The 16410-nt window shown below is 67.5% G+C and carries 12 protein-coding genes; 4 read left to right on the forward strand and 8 right to left on the reverse strand.

Going from position 1 to position 16410, the window contains the following annotated elements:
• Positions 1-52 precede the first annotated feature (52 nt).
• Genes ribB through MJD61_19305 form a run of 7 tightly spaced genes read right to left on the reverse strand, consistent with a single transcriptional unit; the run spans position 53 to position 7044 of the window.
• Positions 53-1216: a 3,4-dihydroxy-2-butanone-4-phosphate synthase gene (gene ribB, locus MJD61_19275; GenBank protein MCG8557404.1), complete on the reverse strand. Its 1164-nt coding sequence runs from the start codon at positions 1214-1216 to the stop codon at positions 53-55.
• 41 nt (positions 1217-1257) lie between these two features.
• Positions 1258-1866 (reverse strand): riboflavin synthase, encoded by a 609-nt coding sequence (locus MJD61_19280; protein MCG8557405.1) that lies wholly within the window; start codon positions 1864-1866, stop codon positions 1258-1260.
• A gap of 3 nt (positions 1867-1869) precedes the next feature.
• Entirely contained in the window at positions 1870-2964 is a 1095-nt protein-coding gene (gene ribD / locus MJD61_19285) for a bifunctional diaminohydroxyphosphoribosylaminopyrimidine deaminase/5-amino-6-(5-phosphoribosylamino)uracil reductase RibD (GenBank protein MCG8557406.1), read from the reverse strand.
• Positions 2965-2973: 9 nt separating this feature from the next.
• A complete protein-coding gene (gene nrdR / locus MJD61_19290) occupies positions 2974-3435 on the reverse strand; it encodes a transcriptional regulator NrdR (GenBank protein ID MCG8557407.1) in 462 nt (153 codons plus the stop codon).
• Positions 3432-4544 (reverse strand): tRNA 2-thiouridine(34) synthase MnmA, encoded by a 1113-nt coding sequence (gene mnmA, locus MJD61_19295; GenBank protein MCG8557408.1) that lies wholly within the window; start codon positions 4542-4544, stop codon positions 3432-3434. Before mnmA ends, nrdR begins: the two co-directional genes overlap by 4 nt.
• Complete coding sequence (locus MJD61_19300) at positions 4541-5818, reverse strand: cysteine desulfurase (protein MCG8557409.1); 1278 nt, start codon at positions 5816-5818, stop codon at positions 4541-4543. The genes mnmA and MJD61_19300 overlap by 4 nt, the downstream gene beginning before the upstream one ends.
• Positions 5815-7044 (reverse strand): hybrid sensor histidine kinase/response regulator, encoded by a 1230-nt coding sequence (locus MJD61_19305; protein ID MCG8557410.1) that lies wholly within the window; start codon positions 7042-7044, stop codon positions 5815-5817. The genes MJD61_19300 and MJD61_19305 overlap by 4 nt, the downstream gene beginning before the upstream one ends.
• A 231-nt stretch (positions 7045-7275) precedes the next feature.
• Here MJD61_19305 and MJD61_19310 point away from each other — a divergent pair, with 231 nt between their 5' ends.
• The 4 genes from MJD61_19310 (at position 7276) to meaB (ending at position 13806) form a co-directional block, all read left to right on the forward strand.
• Positions 7276-8355: a hypothetical protein gene (locus tag MJD61_19310; GenBank protein MCG8557411.1), complete on the forward strand. Its 1080-nt coding sequence runs from the start codon at positions 7276-7278 to the stop codon at positions 8353-8355.
• Between the two features lie 78 nt (positions 8356-8433).
• Positions 8434-10575 carry a methylmalonyl-CoA mutase family protein gene (locus MJD61_19315; GenBank protein MCG8557412.1) on the forward strand — a complete coding sequence of 714 codons (2142 nt, stop codon included), beginning with the start codon at positions 8434-8436 and terminating at the stop codon, positions 10573-10575.
• Positions 10572-12761, forward strand: a complete 2190-nt coding sequence (gene scpA / locus MJD61_19320) for a methylmalonyl-CoA mutase (GenBank protein ID MCG8557413.1) — start codon at positions 10572-10574, stop codon at positions 12759-12761. Before MJD61_19315 ends, scpA begins: the two co-directional genes overlap by 4 nt.
• On the forward strand, positions 12754-13806 hold the full coding sequence (gene meaB, locus MJD61_19325; GenBank protein ID MCG8557414.1) for a methylmalonyl Co-A mutase-associated GTPase MeaB: 1053 nt from the start codon (positions 12754-12756) through the stop codon (positions 13804-13806). Before scpA ends, meaB begins: the two co-directional genes overlap by 8 nt.
• Positions 13807-13862: 56 nt before the next feature.
• On the opposite strand, the gene MJD61_19330 is transcribed toward meaB, so the two are convergent.
• Positions 13863-16394: a prolyl oligopeptidase family serine peptidase gene (locus MJD61_19330; GenBank protein MCG8557415.1), complete on the reverse strand. Its 2532-nt coding sequence runs from the start codon at positions 16392-16394 to the stop codon at positions 13863-13865.
• Between the last annotated feature and the right edge of the window lie 16 nt (positions 16395-16410).

A 16410-nucleotide genomic window follows, 5' to 3' on the forward strand; every position in this document is an offset into this window, starting at 1 on the left:
CCAGCGGGCGCCAGGGCTGGGGCCAAACGATCAGGATTCCTGTGGCGAGGTACTAGTGCTGGACGTGGCCCAGCTCTGCCCCATTGCCGGTGCCGGCTTCCTGCCGAATGGGAACGTTGTCGACGACCTCGAGATCGAACCCTTCGATAGCCGCCAACCGGCTCGGGCGATTCGTCAGCACGCGCAACTTGCGCAGCCCAAGATCGATCAGGACCTGGGCGCCCAGCCCAACCTCCCGCAAGACGCGCTCCGGGCTGTTCCATCCGTCCCCGGTCGGCTCGGCAGCCCCCTGAGCTCGGCGCAGCTCGTCGGCCAGATCCCAGCGGGACGGGACGAATAACAAGACGCCACGGCCGTCCTGCTCGATCCGGGCAAGGGCGTGACGCGCCGGCGACCGAAGCCCAATCTGGGCCTCGAAGATGTCGCCGAGCACGCTGCCTGTGTGCACGCGAACCAGCGTAGGGCTCGCGTCCACGTTGCCCAGCGTGAGCGCCAGGAACTGCTGCGGCTGATGCACCGCCTCGTAGACCCGGGCGGACCAGAGCGTGCCGTTCGGGGGTAGCGCCAGGCGCGTCTCGGCGATCGGACGCACCAGACTCTCGGTACGCAGCCGGTACTGGATGAGGTCGGCGATGGTAAGCAAACACAGTCCATGCTCGCGCGCGAAATGTCGAAGCTGGGGCGCGCGCGCCATGCTTCCGTCGTCACTCATGATCTCGCAGATGACGCTCGCCGGCTTGCGACCGGCGAGCCTGGCCAGATCCACGGAGCCCTCTGTGTGGCCCGTGCGCTGCAGAACGCCGCCTGCGGCTGCCCGCAGAGGAAAAACATGCCCGGGGCTCTCCAGGTCGCTCGGGACGGTGTCGTCAGCGACCGCAACCGCAATCGTTCGGGCGCGGTCGGCCGCGCTGATACCCGTGCTTACACCGCGGCTGGCTTCGATCGAGATCGTGAAGGCCGTCGCTCGGCGCGTTGGATTGGGCCCTACCATCATGGGCAGCCTGAGCTCGCGCACGCGCTCTTGGGTGAGGGCGAGACAGATCAGGCCGCGGCCGTAGCGGGCCATGAAGTTGACGGCCTCGGGAGTCACCAGGTCGGCCGCCATGCAGAGGTCTCCCTCGTTCTCGCGATCCTCGTCGTCTACGAGCACTACCATGCGGCCCTCGCGCATCGCCTCGAGCGCTCGGTGCACACGTTCTGTGGCTCGTTCCGCCATGGCTGCCATTCCCAAGCAACGTCGCAAGCGCGTGGCCGGCGTCAGGTCGGGCGACCATCGACTCCCGGCTTGCCCAGCACCCTGGCCACATACTTGGCCAGCAGGTCGACCTCCAGGTTCACGCGGCTTCCAATAGGCCGCTTGTCGAGCAAGGTCGCTCGACGGGTGTAGGGGACTAGCATGACCTCAAACACGCGGCCAGCCGCGAGGTTGACCGTCAGGCTCGTGCCGTCGACCGCGATCGACCCTTTGGGAGCCACAAGCGATGCGAGCTCAACCGGAACCTCGACGGTCATGGTCACCGAATCGCCGACTGGACCGAGGGCAAGCAGTCGACCGACGCCGTCCACGTGTCCGGTCACCAGGTGGCCGCCGATCGGATCCCCGGCTCGGATCGCGCGCTCCAGATGCGTGCGCGAGCCTCTCTCGAGCTCTCCGAGCGTGGTCAAGCGCAGCGTCTCGGCGGAGGCCACCGCACCAAAGCGGCTCCCATCGAGATCCGCGACGGTTAGACAAACGCCGTTGACGGCCAGCGATTCCCCCAAGACCAAGTCCTGGTAGCTCGTCTCAAGCTGCAGGCGCGCGTCTGGAGCACACCTACGGTCGACCTCGATGACGGTTCCAAGACCCTGTATCAGTCCCGTGAACATGTTTCAGCCTCCAGGCTCGAGCTTGCCGCTGAGCATAACGTCCTCGCCCAGTCGACGAATGCCAGGCTGTCTCAGGCGCCATGCCATCTCTAGCCGCCGCACCCCCCTACCCTCGGCAAACGAGCGAGCACGCTCATCACCGATGATGCGGGGCGCCACGAACAAGGCGGCGGCGTCGGCTAGCCCGGAGTCCAGGAACGCCCCGTGCATGGTTGGACCACCCTCGACCAGCACGCGCATTACGCCAAGGCGACCCAGGGCCTTCAGCGCAGACCTGAGGCGCAGCCCGCGCCTAGCGGCCGGCACCGGCTGCAGGCGTACGGCAGCTAGGGAGGTAAGCCGGAGCCTGCGCGACGCGTAGGCGTCAGGCGCATGAAAAATGAGCGTCGAAGCCTCCGGGCCCGAGGCCAGACGGGCGGTGGGCGGCGTGCGCAACCGGCTATCGAGCACGACCCGCAGCGGGTCCGGGCCACGCACGTGACGAACTGTGAGGACGGGGTCATCCACCAGCACGGTGCCGATCCCGACCAGGACTGCGCCGTGGCTGGCTCGCAGTCGATGCGCTTCGCGACGCGCTCGAAGCCCGGTGATCCACTTCGAGTCTCCCGTGCGCGTCGCCATGCGCCCATCGAGCGTCACCGCCGCCTTGAGCGTCACCCAGGGCATGCCGGTGCGCACCAGCTTGGCGAAGTCCGCAACGAGCTCTCTGCAAGGCTCGACCAGGACCCCCGTGCGGACCTGCACTCCCGCCTGCTGCAATCGGGTCGCGCCCCCGAGAGAGTGCCCGGCCGGGTCCTCGCAGCCGGCGACCACCGCGCTGATGCCCGCAGCTACAATGGCGTCCACGCAGGGGCCGGTACGCCCCTGGTGGTTGCAGGGCTCGAGCGTGACGTAGAGGGTCGCCCCCCGCGCACGCCGGCCGGCCCGTTTAAGCGCAACCGCCTCCGCGTGCGGCTCACCCGCACGGCGGTGATGGCCGCGAGCCAGCACTCGCGACCCTCGCGCGACCAAGGCGCCCACATGAGGATTGGGGCCCGGGTGGCCGCGTCGCGCCTCGGCTAGTGCGAGTCGCATCATCGCGACGTCGAGGTCTTGCATTGGACTTCCCTATCGCTCGGATCGCCCCAACAGCTGCTCGAGCTCGTTCATGAACTCGTGGATGTCCTTGAAGCTCCGATACACGCTGGCGAAGCGCACATAGGCCACCTGGTCGACTTCACGCAGCGCCTCCATGACCAGCTGGCCGATCCGGCTCGAAGGCAGCTCCTTTTCCGTGCGATCGACGAGCGACTGCTCGATGCTGTCGACGAGCTCTTCCAGCTGGTCGGAGGATATCGGGCGCTTTTCGCACGCTCGTCGCAGACCCGCCAAGATCTTGATGCGGTCAAATACCTCGCGGCGCCCGTCTTTTTTGACCACGAGAGGCACTGCCTGCTCGACCCGCTCGTAGGTGGTGTAGCGTCGCTGACAACCCTCGCATTCGCGCCTCCGACGCGTTACTTCACCCCCGTGCGAGAGCCGCGAATCGATGACCCTGTTCTCTACAGACGTGCAGAAAGGGCACTTCACTGGCAGGCGACACTAGCCTTCCGCACGGGTCCCGGCAAGGGCTGTGTATCAGCAACGATGGTACCGCCGCCCAGCACCTCGTCCCCCCGATAAACAACCGCAGCCTGACCAGGGGCGATCGCGCGCTGCGCGACCCCGAACCGCACGGAGAACCCCCGCGCGCTGGCCGTGACAACGGCCCCTGCTGGCTCGTGCCGGTGGCGCACCCTCACGTGTGCGGTAAAAGGCTCGGCCGGAGGCGGGGAAAGCCAGGTCGCGGCCGTGGCCTGAAGCGATTTCGTGTAGAGCCCAGCCTCGTCTCCCACAACCACGGTCCGGGTTGCTGGCAAGATGCGCAGCACGTAGCGCGGCTTGCCGCCCGAGATGCCCAAGCCGCGACGCTGTCCCACGGTGAAACGGCTCAGCCCGTCGTGGCGGCCGAGTCGCCGACCCTCGGTGTCCACGATGTCTCCATCCGCCTCAGGGCCTTCGAGACGACCGCGCACGAAGCTGCTCACCTTGCCATCGGGAACGAAACACAGCTGCTGGGAATCGGGTTTGTTCCAGTTGTTCAGTCCGAGACGGAGCGCGTGCTGGCGCGCCTCGTGCTTGGTCATGTCACCCAGCACGAAGCGCATCCGGCGCAGGACATCCTGTTGCACGCCGTAAAGAAAGTAGCTCTGGTCCTTGGTCGAATCGCGCCCGCGTAGCAGGCGCGCCATCCCCGTGGAATCCAGCTCGACACGCGCGTAGTGGCCAGTGGCAAGGCCCGCTGCAGCCCATCGGTCAGCCAGCTCGACCAGTCTAGCCAGCTTGACCTGCCGATTGCAGCCCGAGCACGGGCTGGGGGTCAGTCCGGCGGCGTTGGATCGCACAAACGGATGGACGACCTCGCGCGTGAAGGCGGCTCGCTCGTCGATCACATAGTGCGGGATCGCGAGCTGATCGCACACCCTCCGCGCGTCCTCCCGGTCCTCGGGAGCGCAGCAACGCCCGACCTGCTGATCGCCGTGCGCGTCCCACAGGTGCAGCGTCACCCCGACGAGATCGAACCCACGTTCCTTGAGCAGCGCGGCGGCGACGGACGAGTCCACCCCGCCACTCATGGCCACCAGAACACGCTCGGTCATCGCGCCGCTCGCTGCTGCGAACAGGACTCGGCTGGATACGGCGCCATCGGCGCCACAACCCGGGTGAATGCGCCGACGGCCGCCTGCATATCGCTGCGCTGCGTTTCCGGCCCCAGGCTGAAGCGTAGAGCCGACGCTGCCCGCCAGGGCTCGTCCGGGTACATGGCCCCAACCACCGCCGACGCCCGGACCACTCCCGAGGAACACGCCGCGCCGCTGGCCACGCACACGCCCGCGAGGTCCATGGCCGCAACCAGCTCATCGCTGCGACCCCCCTCGATACTCACGTTAGATACAGTATCAACGCGCAGGTAATCTCCGCCATTGACCTGGGCGCCTCGTCCGAGGAGGTTTGCCTCGAGCTCGTCTCGCAAGCGCCGAATGCGTCCCATCGTTGCCACCCGGTCCTCGATCGCGCTGCAAGCAGCCGCGAAGCCGGCCACGGCGACCAGGTCGGGACTCCCCGCACGACGGCCACGCTCCTGACTTCCGCCCCAGCTCGTGCTGGCGAGCTCGACATTGCGCCGGAGGCATACTGCGCCCGCACCCGGCGGACCTCCGATCTTGTGCGATGCCACGGCTGCGGCAGTGGCGCCTAGCCGGCCGAAATCGAAACGCAGCTTTCCAAGGGCCTGTGTAGCATCGACGAAACTTGGTACCCCCCTTGCGTTGCATCGTTCAAGATAATTCTCGAGTGGCAGCACCGTGCCCGTCTCATGATTGACCCACTGGAGCGCCACCAAATCGACGCCTTGGCCCAAAGCCGCGTCGAATTCGGCCATGTCGGGCGGCCGCCCTCGGGGCAGCTGCAAGGTCGCAACGTCGATCCCCTGCGTCCTTGCCAGATGTTCCAGGCAGCTCGACACGGCGGGGTGCTCGCACGACGTCGTGAGGACGCGCTTCGCGCCTGACCGGCCGTGGCCCCCAAGACCTCGTTGCCCGAAAAGACCGCATTGCCCCAGCAGACCGAGGTTGCACGCCTCGGTACCCCCGGAAGTGAGCACGACGTTGGCCGGTCGCGCTCCGAGCGCCTGAGCGATCTGCTCGCGAGATTCCTCGAGCAGCCTGCGCGCCTGCCGGCCGGCCGCGTGGACACTGGAAGGATTGGCCCATCCGTGCTCCAGCGCCGCCCTCATGGCGGCAGCCACCCGCGGAAGCAAGGGTGTCGCCGCGTGATGATCCAGGTAGACCACGTTGTCTGCTCGGCGGGGTTCGGTGGTGACCGAGGACACGGCAGACGGCGCCGGACCGGCCGCGAGGGCGATCGAGGTCACGCGGTTGAAGGACTAGCACCGGACGCCGGAGCCGGCATCCGCCGCACGCTCATTACCGCTTGCGTCCCGCGCAACATGCGGCCGGCAACGGGCTGCTTCGGGGGGCTCTGGACCTGCACGCTGCCCCCCAGGGCCTCGGCCACTCTGCGAGCGAAGGCCAGGCCAACCCCGACCCCTCCGTACTTGCGGGTTGGCGAACCGTCCACCTGGAAGAAGGCCTCGAAGACCTTGTGCATGTCCTTGGCCGGAATGCCGGGCCCGCTGTCCGCGACCGAGAACAGCAGGCGGTCGTCCGTTGGATCGACCTCGACCGCGATGGCCATTTGACCGCCGCGCGGCGTGAACTTGACCGCGTTGTCCAGAATATGCGCCATGGCTCGGCGCAGCTTGTCCGGGTCCCCGCGCGCTGGCAGCGGCTCCTCGGGTAGCTGCTCGACCACGTCGATCTTGGCCCGCACGCACTTCGAGCGGATCTCATCGAGAGCCCGCGCCGCAACCTGACAGAAATCATAGTCGCGCTCGTACACGTGCATCCGGCCCGTCTCGAGCGTGCTCAGGTCAAGCAGGGTGTCGATCAAACGTTGGAGGCGCTCGGTGCTCTCATGAATCTGCGACAGCGACTTGCGCTGCAGTTGCGTCAGCGGGCCCACCTCTTCGTCAAGCAGCAATCGCAGGTAGCCGACCACCGGCGTCATCGGGGTGGCAAATTCGTGGCTGATGTTGCGCAAGAACTCGCTGCGCAAACGTGCCATCTCCTCCAGTCGTTGATTGGCTTCAGACAGTTCGGCGACCTTGCGCTCGAGACGCTCGGCAAGCTTCTGGCTACGGCTGCGCAACCTGTGACCACGCCGATCGCGCGCCTGCTCCCGGTGCCCCGCCAAAAACCGCCTGATCTGAGCTGGAAACTGGGCGGCGTTGATCGGCTTCGTCAGGAAGCCATCTGCCCCGACCGCCAGGCTGGTCTCACGATCCCCCTCCGCCGTGATGGCCACGATCGGCACGTGCTCGAGCGCGGGTATCCCCCGCAACCGCAAGGTCACTTCGTAGCCGTCGAGGTCTGGAACATTGATGTCCACGAGCACGAGGTCAGGCCGCTGGCTGTCTGCCATACGGATGCCCTGAAGGCCGGTCTCCGCGTCGATGACCTCGTGCCCAGCCGCCCCAAGCAGCTTGCGAACGAGCACCCGGCTGGACCGGTCGTCCTCGATGTGCAGTACGCGCGCCATGCCTAGCTCCCTGGGAGCCCTACGGATTGTACCGTCAAACTGCGCAAGACCGTCACAAATGAACCCAGCGTGAACTTTCGGACAGGGCGTCGCAAGTCGCTTGTACCAGGGGGACACGGTCGGCCGGCGGGACGCCTGAACCCCGAAGCCGGCGGCCGGGCCTGTCCGCGCTGCGCGCCAGCGGGTCGATTCGGCTCGCAGTCAGCTCCGGGAACGAGTACAGCCCGAGCCATGGTCGACAAGCCTGATCAACAGGATTTTTGGCGAGAGGCGCTCCCAGAAGGGCAGCTGAAAACCGCCCTCCGGGCCGCGGCCCTCGAGGGCGGAACACTGGTACGCCACTTGCTGCACGTGGGCCTCACCGAGGACCAGCTCCTGGGCCACTTGCGCAAGGCTGGCTATCAGGGCCCAATCGCGCCGCACCGCCTGCACGGAGACCTGCCGATCCGATTGCCGGTGGAAATGGCGCGGTCGCACCTGGCCATTCCCATCGAAGCAAGCTCGACCGGGATCGTGACCGCCATGGCGGACCCCTCGGACAGTCGAAGCGTCGGCCTGCTCCAGGCAGCGATGGGCATCCCCGTAGTGGCCGTGACCGCCCGCGCCAGCGAGCTGCAAGCCGCGATCGAGCGTCGCTATCGCTCGCCGCTCGGCACAAGCGACCCTACCCCAGCGTCGCAAGTGCAGGCTCCGGCATCGCAGCAGACCCTCGCGAGCCCCACGGCGACGCCCCAGCTGCCCAAGGAGCTTGTGGAAGCGACACCCTATGCCGGGGCGATCGGGGACATCTTCCAGGCTCCCGGGCCGCTACCCCCCCCAACCGAGCTAGACTCGCTCATCGTGGAGCTTCGCACCCTTACCGAGCGCTCCGCGGTGCTGCGGCTGGCTTGCAAGGCGGCCGCCAGCCTGGGCCAGTCCTCCGTGTTTCTCGCCCGACGCTCGGGGGCCCTGATTGGCTGCGAGGGCGTTGGGACCCCCCACGACGCCGCGCGCGCGCTGTGGCTCCCGCTTGAGCTCCCGTCCCTGCTCCGTACGGCGCTGCACTCCTTTTCAACCTACCTTGGCCCACCTGGCCGTGCGCCGGTTGACAACGTTTTCAGGGCGGCCGTCGGCAACCTAGGGGGGGAGCTGCTGATCCACCCGCTGCATGTGGGCGGACGGGTGCTCGGCCTGCTGTGCGTGGACGCAGTCCGTCACGCGGACCTGGCGCTCGAGCGCATCGAAGCCATCGGGGCAGCGATGGTCGAGGCCCTTCAGCGCATCATCGTGCGCGCCAAGTCCAGCAGGTCCGGCCCGCACCACGTCGTCTAGCACAATCACGGGCCCCGAGCCGATGCGACGCAGCCGCATGCTTGCCGCCCGGAGCGGGGTCGGCTACCTCGTCGGTGCGTGCCGCCCACCCGCGAAGCCAGGGGGAGGCCACTAGCCGCTTCAGGTGCTGATTTTCCGGATCAAACGCTTGAGCAGTGGCTGTCCTCGTTCCGAGCCCGCCCCTTGCCAAACCGACGGGGGAGCGGACACGTCGAGACTCCGGATGGAATCAGGCTTGAGCCTCTTTACGCACGTGAGAACGCTGCAAGACCCCTCGCAACAGCCGCGGGCCGAACGCCTTACGGCCGTGGTTTCCGACCTCCACCGCCACGCTGGAGAGGTGCACAGGACTACGACGAGCCCGATCCCGCCGAGGCGCGCAGCCGGTTGCAAGCCGACAGGACGCGTGCGATCACCCGCGCCTACCTGCTGTTCGCCAGGCCCCTGCGCGCAGGGCTGGATCCCGACGCCGCCGAGGCCGGTCAAATGCCGCTGGATGGCCTCACCTGCGCCACCGCCAGCGAGCTGTGCGAGCTGCTCGCGGACAGCCCAGGCGGCCCTGCAGAACCCGAGCCGTTTCACGTGGCGCTTCAGGGCGGCGGAAACGCGCTCGGCCTGGCGGGTGTTCTGATCGCGGCGCAGGGGCTTCGCCCCCCGTCCGGGACCGAGCTGGTCTGCAGCTTCGGCAGCGATCCGCTGACTGCAGCCGCCCGCGACGGGGAGCTGCCTTTTTCGCTCGAGGAGTGCTTCAACCACAGCGCCGCACTGGTTGCCTGGAGCTCGGAGCACGGCAACGCGCGTTGCGTGCAGGTCGACGCTACTGCCTACCACGACGCTGGAGCGGACGCGGTGCTCGAGCTTGGGCTCATGCTCGCCACGGGGGTCTACTACCTGCGAGCCCTGCATGCTCGCGGCGCCGATCCCGCGCATCCCAGCTGCGGTTTCGACCTGCTGCAGGCGCTGGACGCCGATCTCTTCACGGGTGTGGCCAAGCTTCGGGCCGCCCGCCTGTGCTGGTCCGGTGTGCTTCGGGCTTGGGGCCATCCGGAAGCGGCGCGCCACAGCGCGCTTCACGCCCGAGCTTCGCGCCGCATGCTCACGCGCTACGACCCGCTCGTGAACCTGCTGCGGCTAAGCAGCGCCTCTCTTGCCTCGGCCTTCGGCGGCGCCGACTCCATCGCGCTGCCACCCCACGACATTCGGCTCGCGGAGCAAAGCGCGGGAGCTCGACGCTGGGCCTGCGACGTGCCCCTGATCCAACGACTCGAGGCGCACGTCAGCAGGGTTTCGGACCCTGGCGGAGGCGCGTTCTACCTCGAGCACCTGAGCCTGCAGATCGCTCGAGGCGCATGGCGGGTGCTGCAAGAGATCGAGGCCCTGGGTGGAATGGCCAACTGCCTGGTGAGCGGGGAAGTGCAACGACGCGTCGCGCAAGCGCGGGAGAAGCGCCGGGGGCTGTTCGAGACGCTCTCGCTGCGAATCACCGGGATCACCGACCACCCTTGGGCGAGCGAGACCGCCAGCGCGGAACCTGGCGCTGTATCGGACGACCTGCGAAGCGCGACCGCGGCCCGGCTTGCCCGGTTGCTGGGGGCCGGGCGGGCAGCGGCCAGCTTGAACCGGCTACGCGACCGGGCCGGCCCTGCGCTCGTCGAGGCAGCGGCCGAGGCCGCGAGCGCGGGGGCGACCCTGGGCGAAATCGCAGCTGCGATCGGCGCGCGACAAGGCGGCTTTCGAGTGGATCCGCTGGCGCCTCGGCACGACGCGGACGCGTTCGAGATGCTGCGCGATGCCGCCTGGCGAACGGCTCGAGACCGCAAGCGCCCCCGAGCCCTGGTGCTGACGTTGCCCGGTGCCGATCGGAAGCGGGAGGCGTTCGCCACGAACGTGCTGGCCATGGCGCCGTTCGATGTGGCCCAGATGCAGCTCGAGTCGACCTCCTGGCATCGCGCCAGCGCAGCGAGCCCGCGCCGGATCCGCGCCCGGATTACACTGCCACAACGTGCCGCGGTCTTGGTGTGCGCCCAAGCCGCGGGCCTCGACCTTGCCAGCCTGGCTTCCAACCTGCGGGAGGCGGGCGCGGCCGCCGTGGTCTGGGTCGGCCCCGCAAGCGAGGTCGGCGTGGAGCAGCAGGGCGCGTTCGACGCTTTTCTCTACGAGGGCTGCAACGTTTGCCGGCTGCTCGAGCGGCTGCTGCGCAGCACAGGAGCGCGCATATGAGCCGCGTTCCCGACTTCGCACGACTCGCGTTCGACGACTGTGTGACGCCAGGCAGCGCCCCGGTGCCTCAGGCCGAGCCGAGCGAGGTGCCGGGCGTGTGGACAGCCGCACAAGGCATGCACCTGAAGACCGAGTACGGGCCCGACGACCTCGAGGGCATCGGGCACCTGGGGAATCTTCCGGGGGCTCCCCCGTTCGTCAGGGGCCCCTACCCCAGCATGTACCTCGAGCGCCCGTGGACGATACGGCAGTACGCCGGTTTCTCGACCGCCGAAGAAAGCAATGCGTTTTATCGCCGCAATCTCGCCGCAGGGCAAAAGGGCTTGTCCGTGGCCTTCGACCTGCCCACCCATCGCGGCTACGACTCGGACCATCCGCGTGTAGCGAGCGACGTGGGCATGGCTGGAGTCGCTGTCGATAGCATCCAGGACATGCGGCTGTTGTTTCAGGGTATCCCCCTGGATCGGGTCAGCGTCTCCATGACGATGAACGGCGCCGTCTTGCCCATCCTGGCTCTGTACATCGTCGCGGCCGAGGAACAGGGCGTGGCGCAGGGACAGCTCAGTGGGACTATTCAAAACGATATTCTCAAGGAGTTCCTGGTCCGAAACACGTACATCTACCCGCCGGCACCGTCGATGCGCGTAGTGCGTGACATCCTCGCCTACTGCACAGCCAGGATGCCGCGCTTCAATGCGATCAGCGTCTCCGGTTACCACATGCAGGAAGCAGGCGCGACCGCGGATCTCGAGCTTGCCTACACGCTGGCGGACGGCTTGGAGTATCTGCGAGCCGGGCTGGATGCCGGGCTGCACATCGACGACTTTGCGCCCCGATTCTCCTTTTTTTGGGGCGTGGGCATGAACTACTTCATGGAGGTCGCGAAACTCCGCGCGGGCAGACTCCTGTGGGCGCGCATGGTCAAACCGTTCAAGCCCGAGGACCCGAGGTCGCTTACCCTGCGTGCCCACTGCCAGACTTCGGGCTGGAGCCTGACCGCGCAGGATCCCTTCAACAACGTCATTCGCACCTGCGTCGAGGCCGCAGCCGCAGTGCACGGCCACACGCAATCGCTGCACACGAATGCGCTCGATGAAGCTCTGGCGCTGCCCAGCGACTTCAGCGCCCGCATCGCCCGCCAAACCCAGCTGCTGCTACAGCACGAGAGCGGTGCCTGTCGTACGATCGACCCCTGGGGCGGCAGCTACTACGTCGAGCGTCTCACCCACGATCTTGCTGAACGTGCCCTGACACTGATCCAAGAGATCGAGCAGCTCGGAGGCATGACCCGTGCCATAGAAAGCGGAGTCCCGCACGCGCGCATCGAAGAAGCGGCGGTCCGGGCCCAGGCTCGCATCGACAAGAGACAACAGGCGGTGGTGGGCGTCAACTGCTACGCCGCCGACCACGACGAGCCCCCGAGAATTCGTCGGATCGACAACCGAGACGCGCTGGCCCGGCAGCTGCAGCGCCTGGGCGAGATCAGGGCACAACGTGACGAGACCGGGGTCGAACACAGCATGGCCGCTCTCAGCCACGCGGCGGAAACCGGGTGCGACAACCTGGTCGCACTTGCCGTTCGCGCGGCGCGGGCGCGAGCCACGCTGGGCGAGATCAGCCTCGCGCTCGAGCGCGTATGGGGCAGACACGAGCCGGTCGTGCGTTCGGGCGCCGGCGTGTATGGTAATGAGATGGGCGCTACGTCGCACGCGCTGAGCGAGGTCCAGCGCCGGACGCGAGACTTCGCCGAGCTGCACGGAAGACGCCCGCGAATCCTGGTCGCGAAACTCGGTCAGGATGGTCACGATCGGGGAGCCAAGGTGATCGCGAGTGCCTTCACCGATCTCGGGTTCGATGTCGATCTTGGGCCGCTCTTTCAGACACCCGAGGAGGCGGCCCGCCAGGCTGTCGAAAACGACGTGCACATCGTGGGTGCAAGCTCGCTGGCGGCGGGTCATCTGGGTCTCATCCCGCAGCTGCGTGCGGCGTTGGATGCGTTTGGCCGCGACGACATCCTGATCGCGGTGGGAGGCGTGGTACCGGCACAAGACCACGACGTGTTGAAGCAACACGGCGCCAGTTGCATCTTTGGTCCAGGCACCGTCGTCGTGGAAGCCGCCAACGCATTGCTCGACCGGCTCGATCGGGAGCCAGGAGAGCCAGCGCGTCCGAGCGATCATGAATGAGACGCGCAGGCCGGGTAGCTCGCGGGCCACAGCGAGCCCGAGCGTCGAGCTCGCAAAGGCCATTCGGAGCGGGGATCGCACGGCGCTGGCAAGAGGCATTACCCTGGTCGAGAGCACCGCAGCCACCCATCGAGACCAGGCCGAACAGCTGCTTCAGCAGCTTCAAGGAGGCGCGCCCGATGCCTATCGAATCGGCATCACAGGCATGCCGGGCGTAGGCAAGAGCACGCTGATCGACGCGCTCGGAAGCAAACTGACCGCCACCGGATCCAAGGTGGCTGTCTTGGCCGTCGATCCCACCAGCACGCGCTCCGGTGGCAGCTTGCTCGCCGACAAGACCCGTATGAATCGACTCGCGAACGACCCGCACGCCTTTGTGAGGCCTTCACCCTCTGGCGCTGCCCCGGGCGGCGTGAGCGTGGCGACGCGCGAAGCGATCCTGCTGTGCGAGGCCGCGGGCTACGACCCCGTCTTCGTGGAAACCGTCGGCATCGGCCAGGCCGAAGCCGGCGTTGCTGCCATGGTCGACGTGCTGGTGCTGATGCTGCTGCCGGGAGCGGGCGACGAGCTTCAGGGTCTCAAGCGCGGCGTGCTCGAGCTGGCGGACGTGGTGCTCATCAACAAAGCCGACGGGAACCTGCATGCAGCCGCGCTCGCGGCGCAGCAGCACTACGCACACGCCCTTCGGATCGTGCGGGCGGCTGGCAGCGAACGCCACCGCTCCGGCCAGCACATCCTGACAACAAGCGCTCTGCGAGAGGCAGATGTCGAAGCGCTTTGGAACCAACTGAGCGCACTTCGCCGACGTTCCCTGCACAACGCGCACGCGGCACTGCGCGAGCAACGACTTCGAACCTGGCTCTGGCAGCAGCTCGAAAACCACGTGCTTGGCCGGCTGCACGGCGACGAGCAGCTGGCCGTGCGGGTCGATGCGCTGATCCTCGACGTCCTGGCGGATCGTACCCGGCCCAGCCAGGCCCGCAGTGAGCTGCTCGCCAGCCTGCCCGGATCAACCGGAGGAGCGCCCCGAGCCGAATCGCAGTGAGACCCGCTGGCCCGCATCGGCCGCCAGCTTCGAGCTCGATCGGCCGAGGAGCGCGTCTACGTGGGTCCCTTCACGTACCGGTCAAACCAACGCAGCTGCTCCCAAAGCACGTGCTCCACGCTCTCGCGCGCCCGGTAGCCATGATCCTCGTATGGGAGCAGAACCAGTCGGGCGGTGCCGCCCGAGCCGCGTACGGCCTCGAAGAAGACCTCGGACTGGAAGGTCAGCGTGCCCGGGTTGGAATCGGCGTCGCCATGGATGATCAGGACGGGCTCGTTGACCCTGTCCGCGAAGAATGTGGGCGAGAGTTGGATGTAGGCCTCGCGGGCTTCGAAGAGGGAGCGACGCTCCGACTGGAAGCCGAACGGCTGGTTGGTCTTGTTGTAGGAACCGCTGCGCGCGATCCCGGCGCTGAAGAGGTCGGTGTGCGCCAGGAGATTGGCCACCATGAGCCCGCCATGACTGTGACCCATCACCCCGATGCGCTTCGGGTCGGTCACACCGATCTCGATGGCCTTGGCCACCGCGGCCTCGGCATCCGCGACCAGCTGCGGAACGAAGGTGTCGTAGGTAGTCTCGGGATCTCCGAGCATAGGCATGGCAGTGCGGTCGAGCACGGCATAGCCCTGGAGCAGAAAGAACAGATGGGACGGGCCGTAGATGCGACTGAAGCGCTGCGTCGAACCGCGCACCTGCCCAGCCGTGGACGGATCGGAGTACTCGCGCGGGTACGCGTACACGACCGTGGGCAGCCGCGTGCCCTCCCGGTAGTCAGGCGGCAGCTGCAGCTGGAAGCTCAGGGGCACGCCGTCCTTGCGCTTATAGTGGACGATGCGCTTCTTGATCTCGCGTAGCTGAGGCGTGGGATCCTCGAAACGGGTAATCGGCTCACGCGTCAGCGTCCGGGTAGCCTCACCCTTGGCGGCCTCGATATCCCCGCCCAGGGTGGCCAGATGGTAGTTGGGCACGTCGCTCGTAGATTCGGAGCGCATCACGAAACGGTTATCGGCTCCCGCAAACGCCACGAAGTACTCGTACCGTTTCGGATCGCTCCGAAACAGGCGCCGGACCTTTCCGGTCTTCGTGCTGCGCAGGTCCAAGAACGGCCGGTCGCCCTGGTCGCTGCCGCCGCGACCGCTGAAGTACACACCGTTGCCCTCTTGGTGCAGCACCGAGCGGCCGTTGGGCAAAAGCCTGCGAACAGGAGAGCCTGGCGACGCGTAGCTGTCGCGCTCGTTGAGGTCGAACCAGGGGCGCGATCTCCCTGCGTCCACGTCCAGCAGCCAGGTGTAACGCCAGCGACGAATCCGCTCGCGCTGGGTGAGCATGAGCGTACCCCCGCGGGCGCCCCAACCTCCTTGCCAGCTCCGTATCCGGTGCTCGGCCTTGAAGACTTCCTCTGGCTCCGAGTCGAACGGCGCGGCCAGACGCATGAGCCGATCGCGGTGAGGGACCTTGGCGATGGGATTGCCGCCGTCGAGCGCTTCGACCCAGTACAGCACATGCGGTGCGGTGGGACGCCACGACACGCCGCGTGGACCCACACGCACACCGTGGGTCGGCACCTCGTCGGCCAGCGGAAGCGAGGCGACGGTTGCGACGCGCTTGCCCTGCTTGTCCCAGACTTCTAGCTCACCGGCAAAACGCCACCAGGGCACGGCGTGGGACCAAGGGCCGACCAGACGCTGGACGAGCAGAAACTCGCCATCCGGGGAGAAGTCGGCGCTAGCGTAGACGGCGGGCGCACCCAGGGCGTTCATGCGACCGGCGTCCGGGTCCACCACGACCAGCTCGCACGTCGTGTAGTACTCGAACAGAGCGTCGTCGTGGGCGGTCTCGAGCAGGTTGCGGGCTTCGTAGGTCGAGCGGGCCTTCGCCCCCGAACCCTCCAGGATCGCCGGCCCCGCCGGAACGGCCGACGGCTGGGGCGGTGGTCCACGCTTCGGGATACGGCGCACCAGCAGTCGCTTCTGGTCGGGCATCCAGCGCACGCCGGTGCCCAGCAGGCCATTGACGGCCACGTCCTCGATCTCGGCGAGCTTGCCATCCACCGAACCCACCCATAGGCCCATACGGTCGGGGTGCCGGACGGTTAGCGCGAATCTCTGCCCGTCCGCGGTCCAGCTCACGCCATGCACCTCTGCGTCGCTGGGTAGCTTGACGGGAGTCTCGGATCCGCCCGCGACCTCGACCAGGCGCGGGGAGGTCGCACCGTGCCGTCCGTGAACACCGTTGACCACGGGATCGACCCGAATACCGGCAAGCTTGTGCATCGGCGCGGCCAGCTCGGCGAGAGGAGGATAGACGACCGGATCGGCCAGCAGCAGATACTCCCCCGTGGGGGAGGTCCACGCCCTCGGCAGCGGCGGTGCATGCAGGACGTCCAACACCTCCTTGGGTGGAGACTTCCAGCTGGACAGCGCCGGCACGCTCCCGGCTCCAGTTGTCGCCACGGCTGCCTTCGGGTCGGCTGCCTTTGGGCCGGCCGCCTTCGGGTCGGCTGCCGTCTCGCTGGAAGGGCCCCGGCAGGCCGCTGGCAACGAGCAGGCCAGAACCAACCCCAAGAATACCGACAAGCTGCGTGACACGGTTGCCTCCTATCGC

This window comes from Pseudomonadota bacterium (assembly GCA_022361155.1).
In the GTDB taxonomy this organism is placed as follows: domain Bacteria; phylum Myxococcota_A; class Polyangia; order Polyangiales; family JAKSBK01; genus JAKSBK01.